Genomic DNA, 17,678 nt, shown 5'->3' with positions numbered 1-17,678 from the left:
CAACGTGCTGGATAGAATTAAAGCCTGTTTTACCGAAAGCATCCAAACTCAGATTGCGGCAGCGGAGGCTTTACCCGATGCCATCTCGCGAGCAGCGATGACGCTGGTCCAATCCTTACTTAACGGTAATAAAATTCTCTGTTGCGGTAATGGCACCTCGGCAGCCAACGCACAGCATTTCGCCGCCAGCATGATCAACCGCTTTGAAACCGAGCGCCCAAGCCTGCCGGCAATTGCTCTCAATGCCGATAACGTGGTGCTGACGGCGATCACTAACGATCGTCTGCACGATGAGGTCTACGCCAAGCAAGTGCGCGCGCTCGGCCATGCAGGCGACGTGTTGTTGGCAATTTCCACCCGCGGCAACAGCCGTGATATTGTAAAAGCGGTCGAAGCCGCAGTGACGCGTGATATGACGATTGTCGCGCTGACCGGTTACGACGGCGGGGAACTGGCCGGCTTGCTCGGCCAGCAGGATGTCGAAATCCGTATCCCATCACACCGCAGTGCACGCATTCAGGAAATGCATATGCTCACCGTAAATTGCCTATGCGACCTGATAGATAGTACGTTGTTTCCCCACCAGGACGATTAAGGAACTGAGATGAAGCTGAAAGCCACATTTGCAGTGCTGTCCAGCGCCCTGCTGTTACAAGGCTGTATTGCAGGCGTTGTCGTTGGCAGCGCGGCTGTTGCCACCAAAACCGCCACCGACCCACGCAGCGTGGGTACTCAGGTAGACGACGGCACGCTGGAAGCCCGGGTTGAGAACGCCCTAAGTAAAGATCAGCAGTTGAAAAAAGATGCCCGCGTCGTTGCAACGGCTTATCAGGGTAAAGTATTACTGACAGGCCAAGCGCCGAGCACCGATTTGGCCGCACGCGCCAAACAAATCGCGATGGGTGTTGAAGGCACGACTGAAGTGTATAACGAGATCCGCCAAGGTACTCCGGTCAGTCTGAGCACCGCCTCTTCCGATACCTGGATCACAACCAAGGTACGTTCACAGTTGCTCACCAGCGATACGGTGAAGTCATCGAATGTGAAAGTCACCACCGAAAACGGTGAAGTGTTCCTGCTGGGCCTGGTTACACCACAAGAAGGGCAATCAGCGGCACAAATCGCCAGCCAGGTGAGTGGTGTGAAACACGTCACCACGGCCTTTACCTCAGTGAAATAACCCGCCGCGCCGGATAAGGCACTAGCCTTCATCCGGCGCGTTAATCCAGATTATTCTCTTTCAAAAACGCTTCCCCGCCCAGTTGGCGCATCTGGCGCATAATCCATTGCTGTCGTTGTATCACGTAGCCAGAAGGGGCATTCGCCTTGAAACGGTGCGGGTTGGGCAATACCGCCGCCAGCAATGCAGCCTCTGATGCGGTCAGCCGCTTGGCCGGTTTGTTGAAGAAACGTTGTGATGCCTCCTCCACACCGAAAATACCGTCACCGAATTCGACAATATTCAGGTACACCGTCAAGATACGCCGCTTGGTCCACACCAGCTCAATGCCGGATGTCAGCCCGGCTTCCAACCCCTTGCGCAACCAACTACGGCCATCCCACAGGAACAGGTTCTTGGCGGTTTGCTGCGACAGCGTGGAAGCACCACGGATGCGCGTCGGGCGCTTCTCATTGTGGCTAAACGCCTTTTCGATCGCCGCCACGTCAAAACCCCAGTGGTCAGGGAATTTCTGATCTTCGGCCGCCATCACCGCCAACGCCATCTGCGGGGAAATATCGTCCATTGACACCCAGTCGGAGTGCGCTACATAGCCAAAATCGCCTCTCAACCAGGCACCAACCTGCCGTTCTACCATGACGGAAGAAAAAGGCACTGGCAGGAAAGCAAAGGCAATAATCCCCAATAACCACACCCCAACCAGAACAAGAAGCCCACGCTTCAGCCAAAACCACGGCCGGGATAAAATCGATTTCCCCGCAGACTTTCTCATTCAGCCAAATCCAGCACCCGTGAAACCAGCTTATCAATCCCGCTGGCTGCTTCACCGATAGATTTAGCCAGCATATAGGCCGGTGTCGTCACCACTTTGTTTTCACTATCCACCACGATGTCATCGACTGGGCAAATCACCGGTTCACCGCCCATGGCATCAATCACTTCACCGAGGTCTGGATCGTTGCCAATGGTCAGCCGCACTTGTTGATCCAGCAACTTCGGTAGCAACGCCGGGGCAATACACATAAAACCGATTGGTTTATTTGCCTTATGCATTTGTTGCGTTAACTTAACCAAATCCTTATCAATCCAGCATCCCTCACCTTCGCTCGCAAAACTGCTGAGGTTCTTCGCTGCACCAAATCCTCCTGGGACGATCAGGGCATCCAACTGACTGGCATCGGCTTGTGAAAGCGGCTGGACCTCGCCTCGTGCAATGCGCGCTGACTCCACTAAAACATTACGCTGCCCGGGTACTTCATCACCAGATAAGTGATTAATAACATGAAGTTGAGGTTTGTCAGGTGCAAAGCACACTGCTTTGGCACCCGCACGGTCCAACGCCAACAGTGTCAGAACGGCTTCATGAATCTCCGTACCGTCATAAACCCCGCAGCCACTCAGCACTACACCAACGTTTTTCATCACCCTTCCTCCTGTTGATACTGTCAACTGGTTAGTGCTCGGAGTAGACAAACACTAATCTACATCACACATTTTAATGAATCTTCTAACAAGAGCGCTTACATTTGCTATGTTGTTGGCTGTATGATGTTTAGGAATTCTCTACAACCTGCTCGACCAGAACACTAAATCCAATACGCAGGTTCACAATTTCCCTGGTGTTGGCGCAATATTCGCGCACCCCGGCCTAGGTCGGGGTCATTTTTTTTCAGCGTTCGCTACCCATTCCCGCAACACTTGCACGTCGTTACGCCATTCCTGTTTCAGTTCATCAACCCAGTCTTGTACGTTATCCCACCATGCCGGCAATGTTGGCGTTTGAATTTGCTGAGCAAGCTGTTGCAGATGACGCAAGCCAACCGAACCCGCCGCACCCTTGATTTTATGCGCCTCTTCTGTGATACCTTTCTGATCGCGCGCCGTCATGTTGGAGTCCAGCACCGCCAGATAACCTGGCATCATCTGCTCAAACATCTCCAGGCTTTGATGAATCAACTGCGGCCCCACCAGGTCCATATACTGTTCCAACACGGTGGTATCCAGTAACGACTCATTAATCTGCATCGTCTTTTGCTCCGTTTTCTTTGTGGCGTGAGAGGATTGATGATCCCAGTAATGTTTGATGACTTTGGTCAACGCCGGTACCGACAGCGGCTTACTCAGCACGTCGTCCATCCCCGCGTCGAGGTACTCTTTTTTGTCTTTCAGCACGTTGGCCGTCAACGCCACCAGTGGCGGTAAAGCCTGCCCGGCATAGCGCTCACGCAGTATTCGAGCGATATCCAGCCCGGTCATGTCCGGCAGTTGGATATCCAGTAACACCAGATCGAACTCGTCCGGATCAAACATCGCCAGCGCATCCTGTCCATTCATTGCGACTTCTACGCTGTTACCCAGTTTCTCCAGGACTGAACGTGCCACAATCACGTTCAGTTCAATATCTTCCACCAGCAGGATATGCAGGGCCGGTAATGGCAGTACCTCTTCGGCCTGTGTTTCGTTTTCCGCTTCCTGCACCCCTGGCGCCTTAATGGACAAGGTGAAGCAAGAACCGTGCCCCTGTACGCTGCTGACGGTGATATCACCGCCCATGCTCTGCGCCAATCGCTTGGAAACCGCCAGCCCGATGCCGGTACCGGTCGCCGGGCGACCGCCATGCTGATCCTTCACCTGATAATACATAGCGAAAATCTTGTCTTGTTCGTCCTGAGGGATCCCCATGCCGGAGTCTTCTACCTCAAACACCAACCGATCCTGCTCTTCGCGCCGCACACGCACCACAATCCGCCCTTGTGGGGTGAACTTGACCGCATTGCCGATCAAGTTCCACAAGATTTGCCGCAGGCGAGTACCGTCAGTGATGATTTGTTGCGGCAGAGGTTGCTGCGGCTCCATCACAAATTGCAGCCCTTTCGGTTGTGCCAGCAGGCCAGAGAGGTTTTCCAGATCGGCGAGGAATCCGGTGAAATCGACCGGCTGATTGTCGAGTTGCACTTTACGCCGCTCAAGCTTATCCATTTCGATAATGTCATTGAAGATATTGCCCAGCGTAATGGCGCTGACATGGATAGTTTTGAGGTATTTCAGCTGTTCGTCGTTTAAATCGGTATCGAGCAGAATGCGACTCAAGCCAACAATGCCATTAAGCGGCGTACGAAGCTCGTGGCTGATCGTTGAGATGAAGGTCGTCTTATCCCTACTCGCGTTCTCCAGCGCGTCCTGGTAGCGCTTACGCTCGGTTATATCGCGGCCAAAACCCATAAGCCCATGACGTTTACCCACACGGTCATAAAACGGCACTTTACGCAGCTCAAAACAGGCCTTGCGCCCATCGGGATAAACCAACCATTGTTCATAGGTCAGGGAAACGTTATGACGGAACACTTTCTCGTCGGTTTCGATCACCTTCTCGGCAATTTCCTGGCCGTAGACATCAAATGGCGTTAGGCCAATCAGCTGTTTTTCACTTTTGCCGGTCAATAGCTCCATCGCCCGGTTGCAGCCAGAGAACTCTTTGTCTTCGTTGCGGTAATACACCAGATCCGGCGAAGCATCGAGGAATGAACGTAACAGTGCCGACTGCTGACCCAGTTCGATCTGCGCCAATTCACGCTGTTCCATTTCTTCCGTCAGTTTGTCCATCACTTGCTGACGCTCTTCTTCTGCCTTGATACGGTCGGCGATTTCCTGATTCAGTTGACTGATGTTGTCCTTAAGCTGTTGGTTAAGCTCCAGGTCGCGGTGGCGCATTTCTTCCAGTTTATCTACCAGTCGTGCCAAACGCTGACGTGACTCCTCTAGCTGTTCAACCACCACCGACAGGAAGTAGACCGCCCACGGCGTAATCAACAAACCAAAGAAGATTGAGCGCACTACGTCAATGCTTTCGACTTCGCCACGCAGTAGCATGGTCACCGCCATCTGCACCACCATCGCCAGCACCACCAATGCCGACGCCAGCAGCAGCGAAAAGCGCACTAGCCCCAGTTTTACCATTAAATCAACATAGTACTGGGCTAACACCCGGATTTGCTTCATAGCGGCTCCCATCAGACAGAATCGTTTAAATCATACCGTAAAACACCGATGAGATAAGGAAGCAAACACCGAAGTGTGGGAAAGATTGCAAATCAAAACAGCGATCAAGGGCGATATTGCTGCTTTTCATCCAATGCACTGCCCTGTCCCCCATAACGCTGCAAGTAACCACCGACTGCCTGCATACCGTTCCAACGGTTTTCGCACCATAATGGTGCCAACAACGTCGGCCTGCGTGCGCTCGCAGAGATACGGTGATAAACCACGTTTTTCGGCGTATGGCGGATCATCTCGCCCGCACTGACGGCATACTCATCAAGCGCTAGCTCAGGCAACTTGCCAGCTTGCCAGGCCCGCGCCAGCGTGCTCCCCGTAACAATATGCAACGGATGCAGTTTGATGCCATCCACACCGCAGTCCACCACCTGCTCCAGCGAGGCCAAGTGGTCGGCAGCAGTTTCTCCAGGCAACCCGACGATCAGGTGACTGCACACCTTCAACCCACGCTCGCGTGCCAGCCGTGCGGTATGTTGATAACAGGAGAAATCATGGCCTCGGTTGATGCGTTTTAGCGTTTTATCGTGCGCAGTCTGCAACCCGAGCTCCAACCAGACTTCATAGCCTTGTTCGAGGTAACTCGCCAGCAAATCAAGTGCGGCGGTTGGCACACAGTCCGGGCGCGTGCCTACGCAGATACCGACCATGTCAGCCTGTGCCAGCGCCTGCTGGTACATCTGCGCCAACAAACTCACCTCTGCATAAGTACTGGTATAAGCCTGAAAATAGGCGAGATAGCGCTTTGCGCGATTCACTCTGATGGCCTGCAGTGCCAACTGTTCTGCAATGCTCTGTTGTTGCATTTGCTCATCGGCAAAAGAGGCAACATTACAAAAGGTACAGCCACCGCGCCCCAGCGTGCCGTCGCGGTTAGGACAACTAAAACCGCCGTGCAGCGTGAGTTTATGGATCTTTTCACCGTATCGGCGCTGAAGATCGGCGCCAAACATATTGACTAATTGCGGCAACTGCATAATCTTGGTTGTCTCTGTGTTCAAAGCCCGTGATGCTAATAAGAAACGGCTTTTCCCGCGATGACAGAGATCAACGCTTTCCCCGCAAGGCTTCACCAGGCATAACTATTCATTATAAATGCAAATAAAATCACTCCAGCCAAGATGAATTTTTCTTATTCTCACGCAACCGTTCACGTCAATATGACAAAGCGATGAAAAATAGTTATAAACAACAATAAAGAATGACTTATTAGAATAAAACTCTGCCATTCCCACCCGCACTAGCATGGTGCAGAGATTCGGGCGTTGCACTATAGTGAGACAGCTCACATTTCTCCGGGGGGTACTGCTCTCCTGCGTAAGCTAAAAAACTCAAATAAAATATTAACTATCAAATAATTAACCGAAAAAAATCCCATAAGAAACCCCCTTAGGCCTATAGTTGACCTGCGTATTCTTTCTCGCTAAGTTGGAAGTCCGCTGGAAGCTTTCTGGACGGGCAAACGTCTCGTCATATTTATGCAGTAATTTAAGACTCCCTCTTAAAACAAGTCATTTACCACTTGTGAGAACCGTCACGAGAGGCCATTAACGGAGGGCGGAAAAGCAGATCGGCGCTATTAACCTTGCTGATTGGACTTCTGCCTGAAATTAAGAAGCCGCTCGCAGTGGGTTGTGAGAGTCACGCAGAGCCTGGGGAGGTTCACTGATATGTTGTACGATAAATCCCAAGAGCGGGACAACTGTGGTTTCGGCCTGATCGCCCACATAGAAGGCGAACCTAGCCATAAGGTGGTGCGTACCGCTATTCACGCACTTGCCCGTATGCAGCACCGTGGCGCAATCCTTGCTGACGGCAAGACTGGCGACGGTTGCGGCTTGTTATTACAAAAACCCGACCGCTTTTTCCGCATGGTGGCGGAAGAGCGCAGCTGGCGTTTAGCCAAGAATTACGCCGTTGGCATGATGTTCCTCAGCCAGAACGAAGAGGAAGCCCGTGCCAGCCGCCGCATTGTCGAAGAAGAATTGCAAAATGAAACGCTGTCAGTCGTGGGTTGGCGTGAAGTACCGACCAACCCAGACGTGCTCGGCGAGATTGCCCTCTCTTCTCTGCCGCGTATTGAACAGATCTTTGTTAACGCCCCAGCCGGTTGGCGTCCACGTGATATGGAACGCCGCCTGTTTATCGCGCGCCGCCGTATCGAGAAACGCGTTCAAGACGACAGCTTCTATGTGTGCAGCTTCTCGAATCTGGTGACGATCTATAAAGGCCTGTGCATGCCTGCGGATCTGCCACGCTTCTATCTTGATCTGGCGGACTTGCGCCTGGAATCGGCCATTTGCCTGTTCCACCAGCGTTTTTCTACCAATACCGTACCGCGCTGGCCGCTGGCACAGCCATTCCGCTACCTGGCACACAACGGTGAGATCAACACCATCACCGGCAACCGCCAGTGGGCGCGTGCCCGTACTTATAAGTTCCAGACGCCACTGATCCCGGATTTGCAAACTGCCGCACCGTTCGTTAATGAAACTGGCTCTGACTCCAGCTCGCTGGATAACATGCTGGAACTGTTGCTGGCGGGTGGTATGGATCTGATCCGTGCCATGCGCCTGCTAGTGCCACCTGCCTGGCAGAATAACCCGGACATGGACACCGATCTGCGTGCCTTCTTCGACTTCAACTCGATGCACATGGAGCCGTGGGACGGCCCTGCCGGTATCGTGATGTCCGATGGTCGCTACGCTGCCTGTAACCTGGACCGTAATGGTCTGCGTCCGGCACGCTACGTCATCACCAAAGACAAACTGATTACCTGTGCTTCTGAAGTGGGTATTTGGGATTACCAGCCAGATGAAGTTGTAGAGAAAGGCCGCGTTGGTCCAGGCGAACTGATGGTGATCGATACCCGCAGCGGTAAGATCCTGCATTCCGCCGAGACTGATGACGATCTGAAAAGCCGCCATCCGTATAAAGAATGGATGGAAAAGAACGTCAAGCGCCTGGTGCCGTTCGAAGACTTACCGGCCGATCAAGTCGGCAGTCGTGAACTTGACGACTCACAGCTTGAGACTTACCAAAAACAGTTCGGCTACAGCAGCGAAGAACTGGATCAGGTAATCCGCGTTCTGGGTGAGATCGGTCAGGAAGCCACCGGCTCAATGGGTGATGATACCCCGTTCGCCGTGCTCTCCAGCCGTCCACGCATTATCTATGACTATTTCCGTCAGCAGTTCGCCCAGGTGACCAACCCACCTATCGACCCGCTGCGCGAAGCGCATGTGATGTCGCTGGCGACCAGCATCGGTCGCGAAATGAACGTGTTCTGCGAGGCTGAAGGCCAGGCACACCGTTTAAGCTTTAAATCGCCGATCCTGCTGTACTCCGACTTCAAGCAGCTCACCACGCTGGAAGGCGAATACTATCGTGCCGACAATCTTGATCTGACCTTTGATCCGGCAGAGCAGGATTTGGAACAAACCATCCGCGCGCTGTGTGACGAAGCGGAACGCAAGGTCCGTGATGGCGCCGTGTTACTGGTGTTGTCTGACCGCGCGATCTCCACAAGCCGTCTGCCGGTACCTGCTCCTATGGCCGTCGGTGCGATCCAGACCCGTCTGGTTGAAAAGAGCCTGCGTTGTGACGCTAACATTATCGTTGAAACCGCCAGCGCCCGCGATCCGCACCATTTCGCCGTGCTGTTGGGCTTCGGCGCGACTGCCGTCTACCCGTACCTGGCCTACGAAACCTTAGCCAAACTGGTGGATACCCAGGCGATCGACAAGAAATACCGTGAAGTGATGCTGAACTACCGTAACGGCATCAACAAAGGCCTGTACAAGATCATGTCCAAAATGGGCATATCGACTATCGCTTCTTACCGCTGCGCCAAACTGTTCGAGGCCGTTGGTCTGCATCGTGATTTGTCCGATTTGTGTTTCCAGGGCGTGGTTAGCCGTATCGGCGGAGCCAGCTTCAGTGACATCCAACAGGATCTGCAAAACCTTTCCAAGCGCGCATGGCTGAAACGCAAGCCGCTAGAGCAAGGCGGTCTGCTGAAGTTCGTTCACGACGGCGAGTACCATGCGTATAACCCTGACGTGGTGAGTACGCTACAAACCGCGGTCCACAGCGGTAAATACAGCGACTACCAGACGTATGCCAAGCTGGTGAATGAACGTCCCGTTGCTATGCTGCGCGATTTGTTGGCTATCACGCCGAAAGGCACGCCAATTCCGGTTGATCAGGTTGAACCCGCCGAATCACTGTTCAAACGCTTCGATACTGCAGCCATGTCCATCGGTGCTCTGAGCCCGGAAGCACATGAATCGCTGGCGATCGCCATGAACAGCCTCGGCGGCTTCTCCAACTCTGGTGAAGGCGGCGAAGATCCAGCACGTTACGGCACCAACAAGGTGTCACGCATCAAACAGGTGGCATCAGGCCGCTTCGGTGTGACCCCGGCCTATTTGGTGAATGCAGATGTGATCCAAATTAAAGTCGCGCAAGGGGCCAAACCTGGTGAAGGTGGTCAATTGCCAGGGGATAAAGTCACTCCTTATATCGCCAAGCTGCGTTATTCAGTGCCGGGCGTAACCCTGATATCACCACCGCCGCACCACGACATCTACTCGATCGAAGATCTGGCACAGTTGATCTTCGACCTGAAACAGGTGAACCCGAAGGCAATGATTTCGGTGAAACTGGTTTCTGAACCCGGTGTGGGCACCATCGCGACCGGTGTGGCGAAAGCCTATGCCGATCTGATCACCATCGCAGGTTATGACGGCGGTACCGGTGCCAGCCCATTATCTTCAGTGAAATACGCCGGCTGCCCGTGGGAACTCGGTCTGGTGGAAACCCAGCAGGCACTGGTAGCTAACGGTCTGCGCCATAAAATCCGCCTCCAGGTGGACGGCGGCCTGAAAACCGGCGTGGATATCGTCAAAGCAGCGATCCTCGGCGCAGAAAGCTTCGGCTTCGGCACCGGCCCAATGGTGGCACTGGGTTGTAAATACCTGCGTATCTGTCACCTGAACAACTGCGCAACCGGCGTGGCAACTCAGGATGAAAAACTGCGCCGCGATCATTACCACGGCCTGCCTGAGCGTGTGACCAACTACTTCCAGTTCATCGCACGTGAAACCCGCGAGATAATGGCGCAATTGGGTGTTAGCCAGCTGGTCGATCTGATTGGTCGCACCGAGTTCTTGACCGAGCTGGATGGCATTTCTGCCAAACAGAACAAGCTGGATCTGTCGCCGCTGTTGAAAACTGCCACGCCACATCCTGGCAAGGCGCTGTACTGTACTGAAAGCAGCAACCCACCGTTCGACCAGGGGTTGATGAACAAAGATCTGCTGGCGCAGGCGGAACCGCATATCGAAGCCAAGCAGAGTAAGGCGTTCTACTTCGATATCCGCAATACCGATCGTTCAGTAGGTGCAACACTGTCCGGGGCCATCGCCACAGTCCATGGCGATCAGGGCATGGCGGCCGATCCGATCAAAGCGTACTTCTCCGGCACCGCCGGTCAGAGCTTTGGGGTATGGAATGCCGGTGGGGTTGAACTGACCCTGACCGGTGACGCCAATGACTATGTTGGTAAAGGTATGGCCGGTGGCCGTATTGCCGTGCGCCCACCGATTGGTTCAGCGTTCCGCAGTCACGAAGCCAGCATCATTGGCAATACCTGTCTGTATGGCGCAACCGGCGGCAAGCTGTTCGCCGCGGGTCGTGCAGGTGAACGCTTCGCCGTACGTAACTCTGGCGCTATCACCGTCGTAGAAGGCATCGGTGACAACGGTTGTGAATACATGACTGGTGGCATCGTCTGCGTCCTGGGTAAAACCGGTATCAACTTTGGTGCAGGTATGACCGGCGGTTTTGCCTACGTGCTGGATGAAGATGGCGAATTCCGTAAACGTGTGAACCCAGAGCTGGTGGAAGTGTTGGATGTCGATCAGTTGGCAATTCATGAAGAGCACTTGCGCGGTCTGATTACCGAGCACGTGCAGGCGACCGGTTCTTCGCGTGCGGAAGAGATTCTGGCTAACTGGCCGGAATGGGCACCGAAGTTCGCTCTGGTCAAGCCGAAGTCCAGTGATGTCAAAGCATTGTTGGGTCACCGTAGTCGTTCCGCAGCTGAGCTGCGGGTTCAGGCGCAGTAAGAGGTCATTAATGAGTCAGAATGTTTATCAATTTATCGACCTGCAGCGCGTTGATCCGCCAAAGAAACCGTTGAAGATCCGTAAAATTGAGTTTGTAGAAATTTACGAGCCGTTTTCGGAAACTCAGGCGAAGGCGCAGGCGGACCGTTGTCTGTCCTGCGGTAACCCTTATTGCGAATGGAAATGCCCGGTTCACAACTACATCCCGAACTGGCTGAAACTGGCAAACGAAGGCCGCATCATGGAGGCTGCGGATTTGGCACACCAGACCAACAGCCTGCCGGAAGTATGTGGTCGTGTCTGCCCACAGGATCGCCTGTGTGAAGGCTCCTGTACCCTGAATGATGAGTTCGGTGCGGTAACTATCGGTAACATCGAACGCTATATCAGCGATAAAGCGATCGAAATGGGCTGGAAGCCGGATATGTCCCATGTGCTGCCTACCGGCAAGCGCGTGGCGATCATCGGTGCCGGCCCTGCCGGTCTGGCCTGTGCCGATGTACTGACTCGCAACGGAGTGAAAGCGGTGGTTTACGATCGCCACCCCGAGATCGGTGGTCTACTGACCTTCGGTATTCCGGCCTTCAAGCTGGAAAAAGAAGTGATGGTCAAACGTCGCGGCATTTTCAGCGAGATGGGCATTGAGTTCCAGCTCAATACTGAAGTGGGCAAAGACATCGCCATGGAGACGCTGCTCAATGAGTTTGACGCGGTATTCCTCGGTGTCGGGACTTATCAGTCGATGCGTGGCGGCCTGGAAAACGAAGAAGCACCGGGCGTCTACGACGCACTGCCGTTCCTTATAGCCAACACCAAGCAGTTGATGGGCTATCAGGCCGAGCAACACGAGCCGTATGTCAGCATGGAAGGCAAGCGTGTCGTGGTTCTTGGCGGTGGTGACACCGCGATGGACTGCGTGCGTACCTCTATCCGCCAGGGTGCAACCGAGGTTATCTGTGCTTACCGCCGTGATGAAGCCAATATGCCGGGCTCCAAACGTGAAGTGAAAAATGCGCGTGAGGAAGGGGTTGATTTCAAATTCAACCTGCAGCCGTTGAGTATCGAATTAAATAGCGCTGGCCGCGTAGCCGGAGTGAAAATGGTTCGTACTCAGTTGGGTGCACCAGATGCTAATGGCCGCCAGGTTGCTGAGCAGGTACCGGGCTCTGAACATATCATCGATGCTGATGCAGTGGTCATGGCCTTTGGTTTCCGTCCGCACCAAATGGACTGGCTGGCAGCTCATGACGTTGAGCTCGATAAGCAGGGTCGTATTGTTGCACCGGAAAGCACCGATAATGCCTTCCAGACCAGCAACCCGAAAATTTTCGCCGGTGGCGATGCGGTACGCGGTTCGGACCTGGTGGTTACCGCGATCGCCGAAGGCCGCAAGGCTGCTGATGGCATCATGAATTACCTGGAAGTTTAATCCTTCCCCGCTTTGCCTCTAAGGGCCCGCAGTTCACACTGACGGGCCCTTTGTTTTCACTGCACTCCCCACACGCTTTGTAACAACCTCACCCGCAGTCCAGCGCCTGGCGCGCTATAGTATTCTATTAATATCACTCAGGGCGCAGTTGCGCCTGGTATCTTGATAAGGATAGCTAACCATGAAATTGCCCGTTCCCTTATTAGCCAGCGCTTTGCTGGTTGTCAGTTTCAGCTCACTGGCGATGTCGTTGGATTCACAAGAGGTGGGTTACAACATTGAGGCGCGCGGTGCGGCATCGGTAGTGGCTCAACTGGCGAAAGCAGGCCAGCTTCATGCGGTAGAAAACAGCATTAAGCTGGGTGACGACAGTTGGATTGCCTTGGCACCCAAGTTAGCCAACGGCGGTAACGCCGCCTTTACCGCGGGCGTCAAATCAGCGCTGTCTTCTGCATTGGTCTACAACCCAGCCGCGGTATTGCATGCCCTCGACAAAGGCAATAATTTACCGATCAACGATATCTGCACTGCGCCACCAGAAATACAAGGTGATACCGCCATTACCTCGTTTAAACAACGCGCGACTCACGCACTCACTACTGTGCGTATCGGCGATCTCAGTGCCCCACGTGATGCCTGCATTGCGTCATTGAAAAGCTGACAGCGCCCTTTTTACAGGCAAAAAAAAGGTCGCCGAGGCGACCTTTATTATTCACTGCTACGGGATTATTTCACCACGCGCAATGCTGGGCGACCACCACGTGGCGGCGGTGGCGGCTCATCATCCGGATCGTGATCTTCGCTCAGATCCGGGCGGTCGCCATCAATCACCGACATCAGGCTTTCCGATGGAATCGTCTCATTGTCCATGCCTTCAAACGATCCTTCCGCTTCATAAGCGGCTTCAGGTTCGAACATGGTGCCTGCGCCATTTTCACGCGCATAGATTGCCAGCACGGCAGCCATTGGTACCGAGACCTGACGTGGCACACCACCGAAACGCGCATTAAAGTGCACTTCGTCGTTGCCTAATTCCAGGTTCCCAACTGCACGCGGTGCGATATTCAGAACGATCTGACCATCACGAGCGAACTCCATAGGAACCAAGACGTCAGGACGCGTCACATCTACCACCAGGTGCGGTGTTAGCTGATTATCCAGCAACCACTCATAGAACGCCCGCAACAAATACGGACGGCGTGGAGTCATCTGAGACATATCCATGATGCTTAGCCCCGAGTTTGCAGGCGCATTTCGCGCTCCGCTTCGGTCAGAGAGGCCAGGAAGGCATCACGCTCGAACACACGGGTCATGTAACCTTTCAGCTCTTTGGAACCCGCGCCGATCAGATCAATGCCCAGCTGCGGCAAACGCCACAACAGCGGTGCCAGGTAGCAATCCACCAGGCTGAACTCTTCGCTCATGAAATACGGGGTCTGACCAAAGATAGGGGCAATCGCCAGTAACTCTTCGCGCAGTTGGCGGCGAGCCGATTCAGCTTCCTGACCGTTACTCTGCTCGATTTTGTACATCAGCGAATACCAGTTTTTCTCGATACGCAGCATCATCAGACGGCTCTCACCACGGGCAACCGGATAAACCGGCATCAGTGGTGGATGCGGGAAACGCTCATCGAGGTATTCCATGATGATACGGGATTCATACAAGGTCAGCTCGCGATCGACCAGCGTAGGCACCGTCTGGTACGGGTTGAGGTCAATCAGGTCCTGCGGCAGGTTATCCAACTCAACCTGCTCAATCTCAACGCTGACACCTTTTTCCGCCAGTACGATACGTACTTGATGGCTAAAAATGTCGGTCGGGCCAGAGAACAGCGTCATTACCGAACGTTTGTTGGCAGCGACAGCCATGAAAACCTCCAAGTTATCTAGAAAATACTGCGAATAGCCAACTTCCCTTCATTTTTCATACTGCAACAGTGCTGGCTTATCTGTCTCACCCCCAATGACTTAGCGTACTAAGTTCCAGGGACTCGTCCAGTTGCCCGCCTTGCTGCACCACGAAATCTATCGGGTATACCAGGCTGCTATCCTGAATGATCTTGACCGCAGGCCAGCAACTCGCAGCTAAACCCGAGGTCTAAAAACCGGCCTTGGAAGTAAACTGATAACTGCTGCATGGCGAACAGGCGCAAAAGTGGATGATAGTTTACCAGATTTTGCTTGTTTTGTGGGGGCTGTACGGCTAATTCGTATTGAATTGTCTGATATACCAAAGATTTTAGTAACGACAACTTGATTTTCAGGCATAAAAAAACCCGGTGAAGCACCGGGTTTTTTGCGTAAATTCCACTGCCAAGGCAGTAAAAAATTAACGCTTGGAGAACTGCGGACGACGACGTGCTTTACGCAGGCCGACTTTCTTACGTTCAACCTGACGGGCGTCACGAGTAACGAAGCCAGCTTTACGCAATTCTGCACGCAGAGTCTCGTCGTACTCCATCAGTGCACGGGTGATACCGTGACGGATAGCGCCAGCTTGACCAGAGATACCACCACCTTTAACGGTGATGTACAGGTCAAATTTACCAACCATGTCGGTCAGTTCCAACGGTTGACGAACTACCATGCGGGCAGTTTCGCGACCGAAGTACTGTTCCAGGCTGCGCTGGTTAATTACGATGTTACCACTGCCCGGCTTGATAAAAACGCGAGCGGCGGAGCTTTTGCGGCGACCAGTGCCGTAGTATTGATTTTCAGCCATTGCCTATAATCCCGATTAGATGTCAAGAACTTGCGGTTGCTGTGCCGCATGAGTGTGCTCAGTGCCCGCGTAAACTTTCAGTTTACGGAACATTGCACGACCCAACGGACCCTTTGGCAGCATGCCTTTAACCGCGATTTCAATCACGCGCTCAGGACTGCGGGCAATCATCTCTTCAAAGGTCGCTTGCTTGATACCACCGATGTGGCCAGTGTGGCGGTAATACACCTTGTCTGTACGCTTGTTGCCGGTTACAGCAACTTTTTCTGCGTTCAGAACGATGATGTAGTCACCGGTATCAACGTGCGGGGTGTATTCCGCTTTATGCTTGCCGCGCAGACGACGAGCCAGTTCAGTAGCGAGACGGCCTAAAGTTTTACCATCTGCATCAACAACGTACCAGTCGCGTTGAACGCTCTCTGGTTTAGCTGTAAAAGTTTTCATTAGAAAGCTTACCCAATAATTAGTTACACGTTGGTGAACACCCAAACGCTCGAAAACAGTTGAGGCTCACACGACCATACAAGTCCAGCAAACCTACCCCTTCGAATAGCCATTGCCGGCACTATAAAGTTTTTGGGAAAAAAAACTTTGTTGTAACGTGGGGTCGCAAGATTATAGAGAAGTCGCTCACAAAGATCGAACGCTTTTTGAATGGAAATACAATTTATCGCTAGCAGAGGAAAACCGGGGACTCCAATGACTGAATCCCCGTGGACCTTATGGCAAATGCGGCAGCTTCAAATACTCTTCACTCTGCATCTCTTGCAGGCGCGACAAGCAACGTTGGTATTCAAACTTCAGCCGCTCACCCTGATAGATCTCAAACATCGAGGCTTCAGCAGAAATAACCAGCTTAACGTGACGTTCGTAAAATTCGTCCACCAAGGCCAGGAAACGACGCGCGGTATTTTCCTTCAGCGGCCCCATCACCCGCACATTATACAGGATGACGCTGTGATACAGGCGCGATAATGCAATGTAGTCCAACTGGCTGCGTGCATCCTCGCACAGCGTGTGGAAATCCACAGCCAGCACGCCATCTACCGCACGGATCGCCTGCAGTGGCCGATGATTGATCTGCAAGACCGGCGCAAACTCGCCTTCCTTGCCGGCTAGCTTCCCAAATATCCGGTCCATGGTCTGCCGAGTCTGCTCATCAAGCGGCGTCAGATACAGATGTGCCTGAGTCAACGTACGTAGGCGGTAGTCAATGCCAGCATCGACGTTCATGACATCACAATAGGTATTGATCAGGTCTATCGCCGGCAGGAAGCGCGCACGCTGCAAGCCATTGTGATACAAATCGTTAGGCGGAATATTTGAAGTGGCCACCAGCGTGATGCCTCGGGCAAACAAGGCCTGCAACAGCGTAGCTAACAGCATGGCGTCAGTGATGTCGGAGACAAAGAATTCATCGAAGCACAGCACATCGGTTTGCGCTTTAAACCCATCAGCGATGATTTCAAGCGGGTTCTCTTGCCCTTGCAGTTCCGTCAGCTCTTCGTGCACCCGCAGCATAAAGCGATGGAAATGCAACCGCAGCTTGCGCTCTCCCGGCAGGCTGTGGAAGAACATGTCCATCAACCAGGTTTTGCCGCGCCCAACACCGCCCCACATATATAAGCCCTGCACTGGGCGTTGTTTTACGACTTCGTTACGCTTGCCCAACAAACGACTGAGCTTACCGCGCAGGCCGCTGGCTGACGCACTGACGGCAGGTGTCTGCTGCAATGCCTGATAGATATGATCCAGTTGAGTCACGGCCTGACGCTGAACCGCATCGGCCTGGTATTCTCCCGCGTCCAGCGCCTGCTGGTAGCGTGATAACGGTGATTGTGCCTGCATCTGTTCGATGTTTCCTAAGAACGCTATCCCCTTCATCTTCAAGCTGCCGCAGCGTTGCCTCCTTAATCCCAACAGCCTTGAAAGCTTAGCGTTGGAAATCCGCACGGTTGCTGCCTTGTCGTAGCTTGAAACCTATTGGGCATAATAAATTATTTAGCCAATTTTGGCGGCAAGTTGATGCTGCTTCGCACCGTAATCGCCACAAATACCCACTCCGGGCAATACTGAAAAACCCTGTAAACACTAGGTAAAAGCTCATCAGGATTCCACTCGGACAAGGTTAACGGTTATAGTGGATATTATTAAGTGAAAA

At 53.3% G+C, this 17,678-nt stretch carries 14 protein-coding genes; 5 read left to right on the top strand and 9 right to left on the bottom strand.

Translation table 11 applies throughout. The annotated features are described in order from the left end of the window. Positions 1 to 4 precede the first annotated feature (4 nt). Positions 5 to 595, top strand: a complete 591-nt coding sequence (gene diaA, locus SGR01S_RS14835; protein ID WP_037416387.1) for a DnaA initiator-associating protein DiaA — start codon at positions 5 to 7, stop codon at positions 593 to 595. Between the two features lie 9 nt (positions 596 to 604). Beyond that, positions 605 to 1,180 carry a division/outer membrane stress-associated lipid-binding lipoprotein gene (gene dolP, locus SGR01S_RS14830; protein WP_037416385.1) on the top strand — a complete coding sequence of 192 codons (576 nt, stop codon included), beginning with the start codon at positions 605 to 607 and terminating at the stop codon, positions 1,178 to 1,180. A 40-nt stretch (positions 1,181 to 1,220) separates the two neighbouring features. On the opposite strand, the gene mtgA is transcribed toward dolP, so the two are convergent. The 4 genes from mtgA to mnmL form a co-directional block, all read right to left on the bottom strand. Further along, a complete protein-coding gene (gene mtgA, locus SGR01S_RS14825) occupies positions 1,221 to 1,952 on the bottom strand; it encodes a monofunctional biosynthetic peptidoglycan transglycosylase (protein ID WP_061807838.1) in 732 nt (243 codons plus the stop codon). After that, positions 1,949 to 2,602: an isoprenoid biosynthesis glyoxalase ElbB gene (gene elbB, locus SGR01S_RS14820; protein ID WP_061807837.1), complete on the bottom strand. Its 654-nt coding sequence runs from the start codon at positions 2,600 to 2,602 to the stop codon at positions 1,949 to 1,951. Before elbB ends, mtgA begins: the two co-directional genes overlap by 4 nt. A 237-nt stretch (positions 2,603 to 2,839) precedes the next feature. Next, a complete protein-coding gene (gene arcB, locus SGR01S_RS14815; protein WP_037416377.1) occupies positions 2,840 to 5,179 on the bottom strand; it encodes an aerobic respiration two-component sensor histidine kinase ArcB in 2,340 nt (779 codons plus the stop codon). A 104-nt stretch (positions 5,180 to 5,283) separates the two neighbouring features. Next, on the bottom strand, positions 5,284 to 6,210 hold the full coding sequence (mnmL, locus tag SGR01S_RS14810; RefSeq protein ID WP_061807836.1) for a tRNA modification radical SAM protein MnmL/YtqA: 927 nt from the start codon (positions 6,208 to 6,210) through the stop codon (positions 5,284 to 5,286). Positions 6,211 to 6,903: 693 nt separating this feature from the next. Between mnmL and gltB the strand changes: the two genes are divergently transcribed. From gltB to SGR01S_RS14795, 3 genes are all read left to right on the top strand, one after another. Then, positions 6,904 to 11,364 (top strand): glutamate synthase large subunit, encoded by a 4,461-nt coding sequence (gene gltB, locus SGR01S_RS14805; protein ID WP_037416371.1) that lies wholly within the window; start codon positions 6,904 to 6,906, stop codon positions 11,362 to 11,364. Positions 11,365 to 11,374: 10 nt separating this feature from the next. After that, positions 11,375 to 12,793, top strand: a complete 1,419-nt coding sequence (locus tag SGR01S_RS14800) for a glutamate synthase small subunit (RefSeq protein ID WP_061807835.1) — start codon at positions 11,375 to 11,377, stop codon at positions 12,791 to 12,793. 181 nt (positions 12,794 to 12,974) lie between these two features. Continuing rightward, positions 12,975 to 13,454, top strand: a complete 480-nt coding sequence (locus SGR01S_RS14795) for a hypothetical protein (RefSeq protein WP_037416368.1) — start codon at positions 12,975 to 12,977, stop codon at positions 13,452 to 13,454. A 65-nt stretch (positions 13,455 to 13,519) separates the two neighbouring features. Here SGR01S_RS14795 and sspB read toward each other — a convergent pair whose 3' ends face one another. The 5 genes from sspB to zapE form a co-directional block, all read right to left on the bottom strand. Then, positions 13,520 to 14,017, bottom strand: a complete 498-nt coding sequence (gene sspB / locus SGR01S_RS14790; RefSeq protein WP_061807834.1) for a ClpXP protease specificity-enhancing factor — start codon at positions 14,015 to 14,017, stop codon at positions 13,520 to 13,522. 5 nt (positions 14,018 to 14,022) lie between these two features. Continuing rightward, positions 14,023 to 14,664, bottom strand: a complete 642-nt coding sequence (gene sspA, locus SGR01S_RS14785) for a stringent starvation protein SspA (RefSeq protein ID WP_037416363.1) — start codon at positions 14,662 to 14,664, stop codon at positions 14,023 to 14,025. 460 nt (positions 14,665 to 15,124) lie between these two features. Next, positions 15,125 to 15,517, bottom strand: coding sequence for a 30S ribosomal protein S9 (gene rpsI / locus SGR01S_RS14780; protein ID WP_020831838.1), 393 nt, complete (start codon positions 15,515 to 15,517; stop codon positions 15,125 to 15,127). Between the two features lie 15 nt (positions 15,518 to 15,532). After that, complete coding sequence (gene rplM / locus SGR01S_RS14775; protein WP_037416359.1) at positions 15,533 to 15,961, bottom strand: 50S ribosomal protein L13; 429 nt, start codon at positions 15,959 to 15,961, stop codon at positions 15,533 to 15,535. A 276-nt stretch (positions 15,962 to 16,237) separates the two neighbouring features. Continuing rightward, the gene (gene zapE, locus SGR01S_RS14770; RefSeq protein ID WP_061807833.1) at positions 16,238 to 17,365 is read right to left on the bottom strand and encodes a cell division protein ZapE; all 1,128 of its coding nucleotides are present in this window, start codon (positions 17,363 to 17,365) and stop codon (positions 16,238 to 16,240) included. Positions 17,366 to 17,678: the final 313 nt, after the last annotated feature.

It is taken from the genome of Serratia grimesii NBRC 13537 (assembly GCF_001590905.1).
GTDB classification, from domain to species: Bacteria; Pseudomonadota; Gammaproteobacteria; order Enterobacterales; family Enterobacteriaceae; genus Serratia; species Serratia grimesii.
Note: the sequence above shows the minus strand (reverse complement) of the source record. Positions and strands in the feature narration are given on the sequence as shown.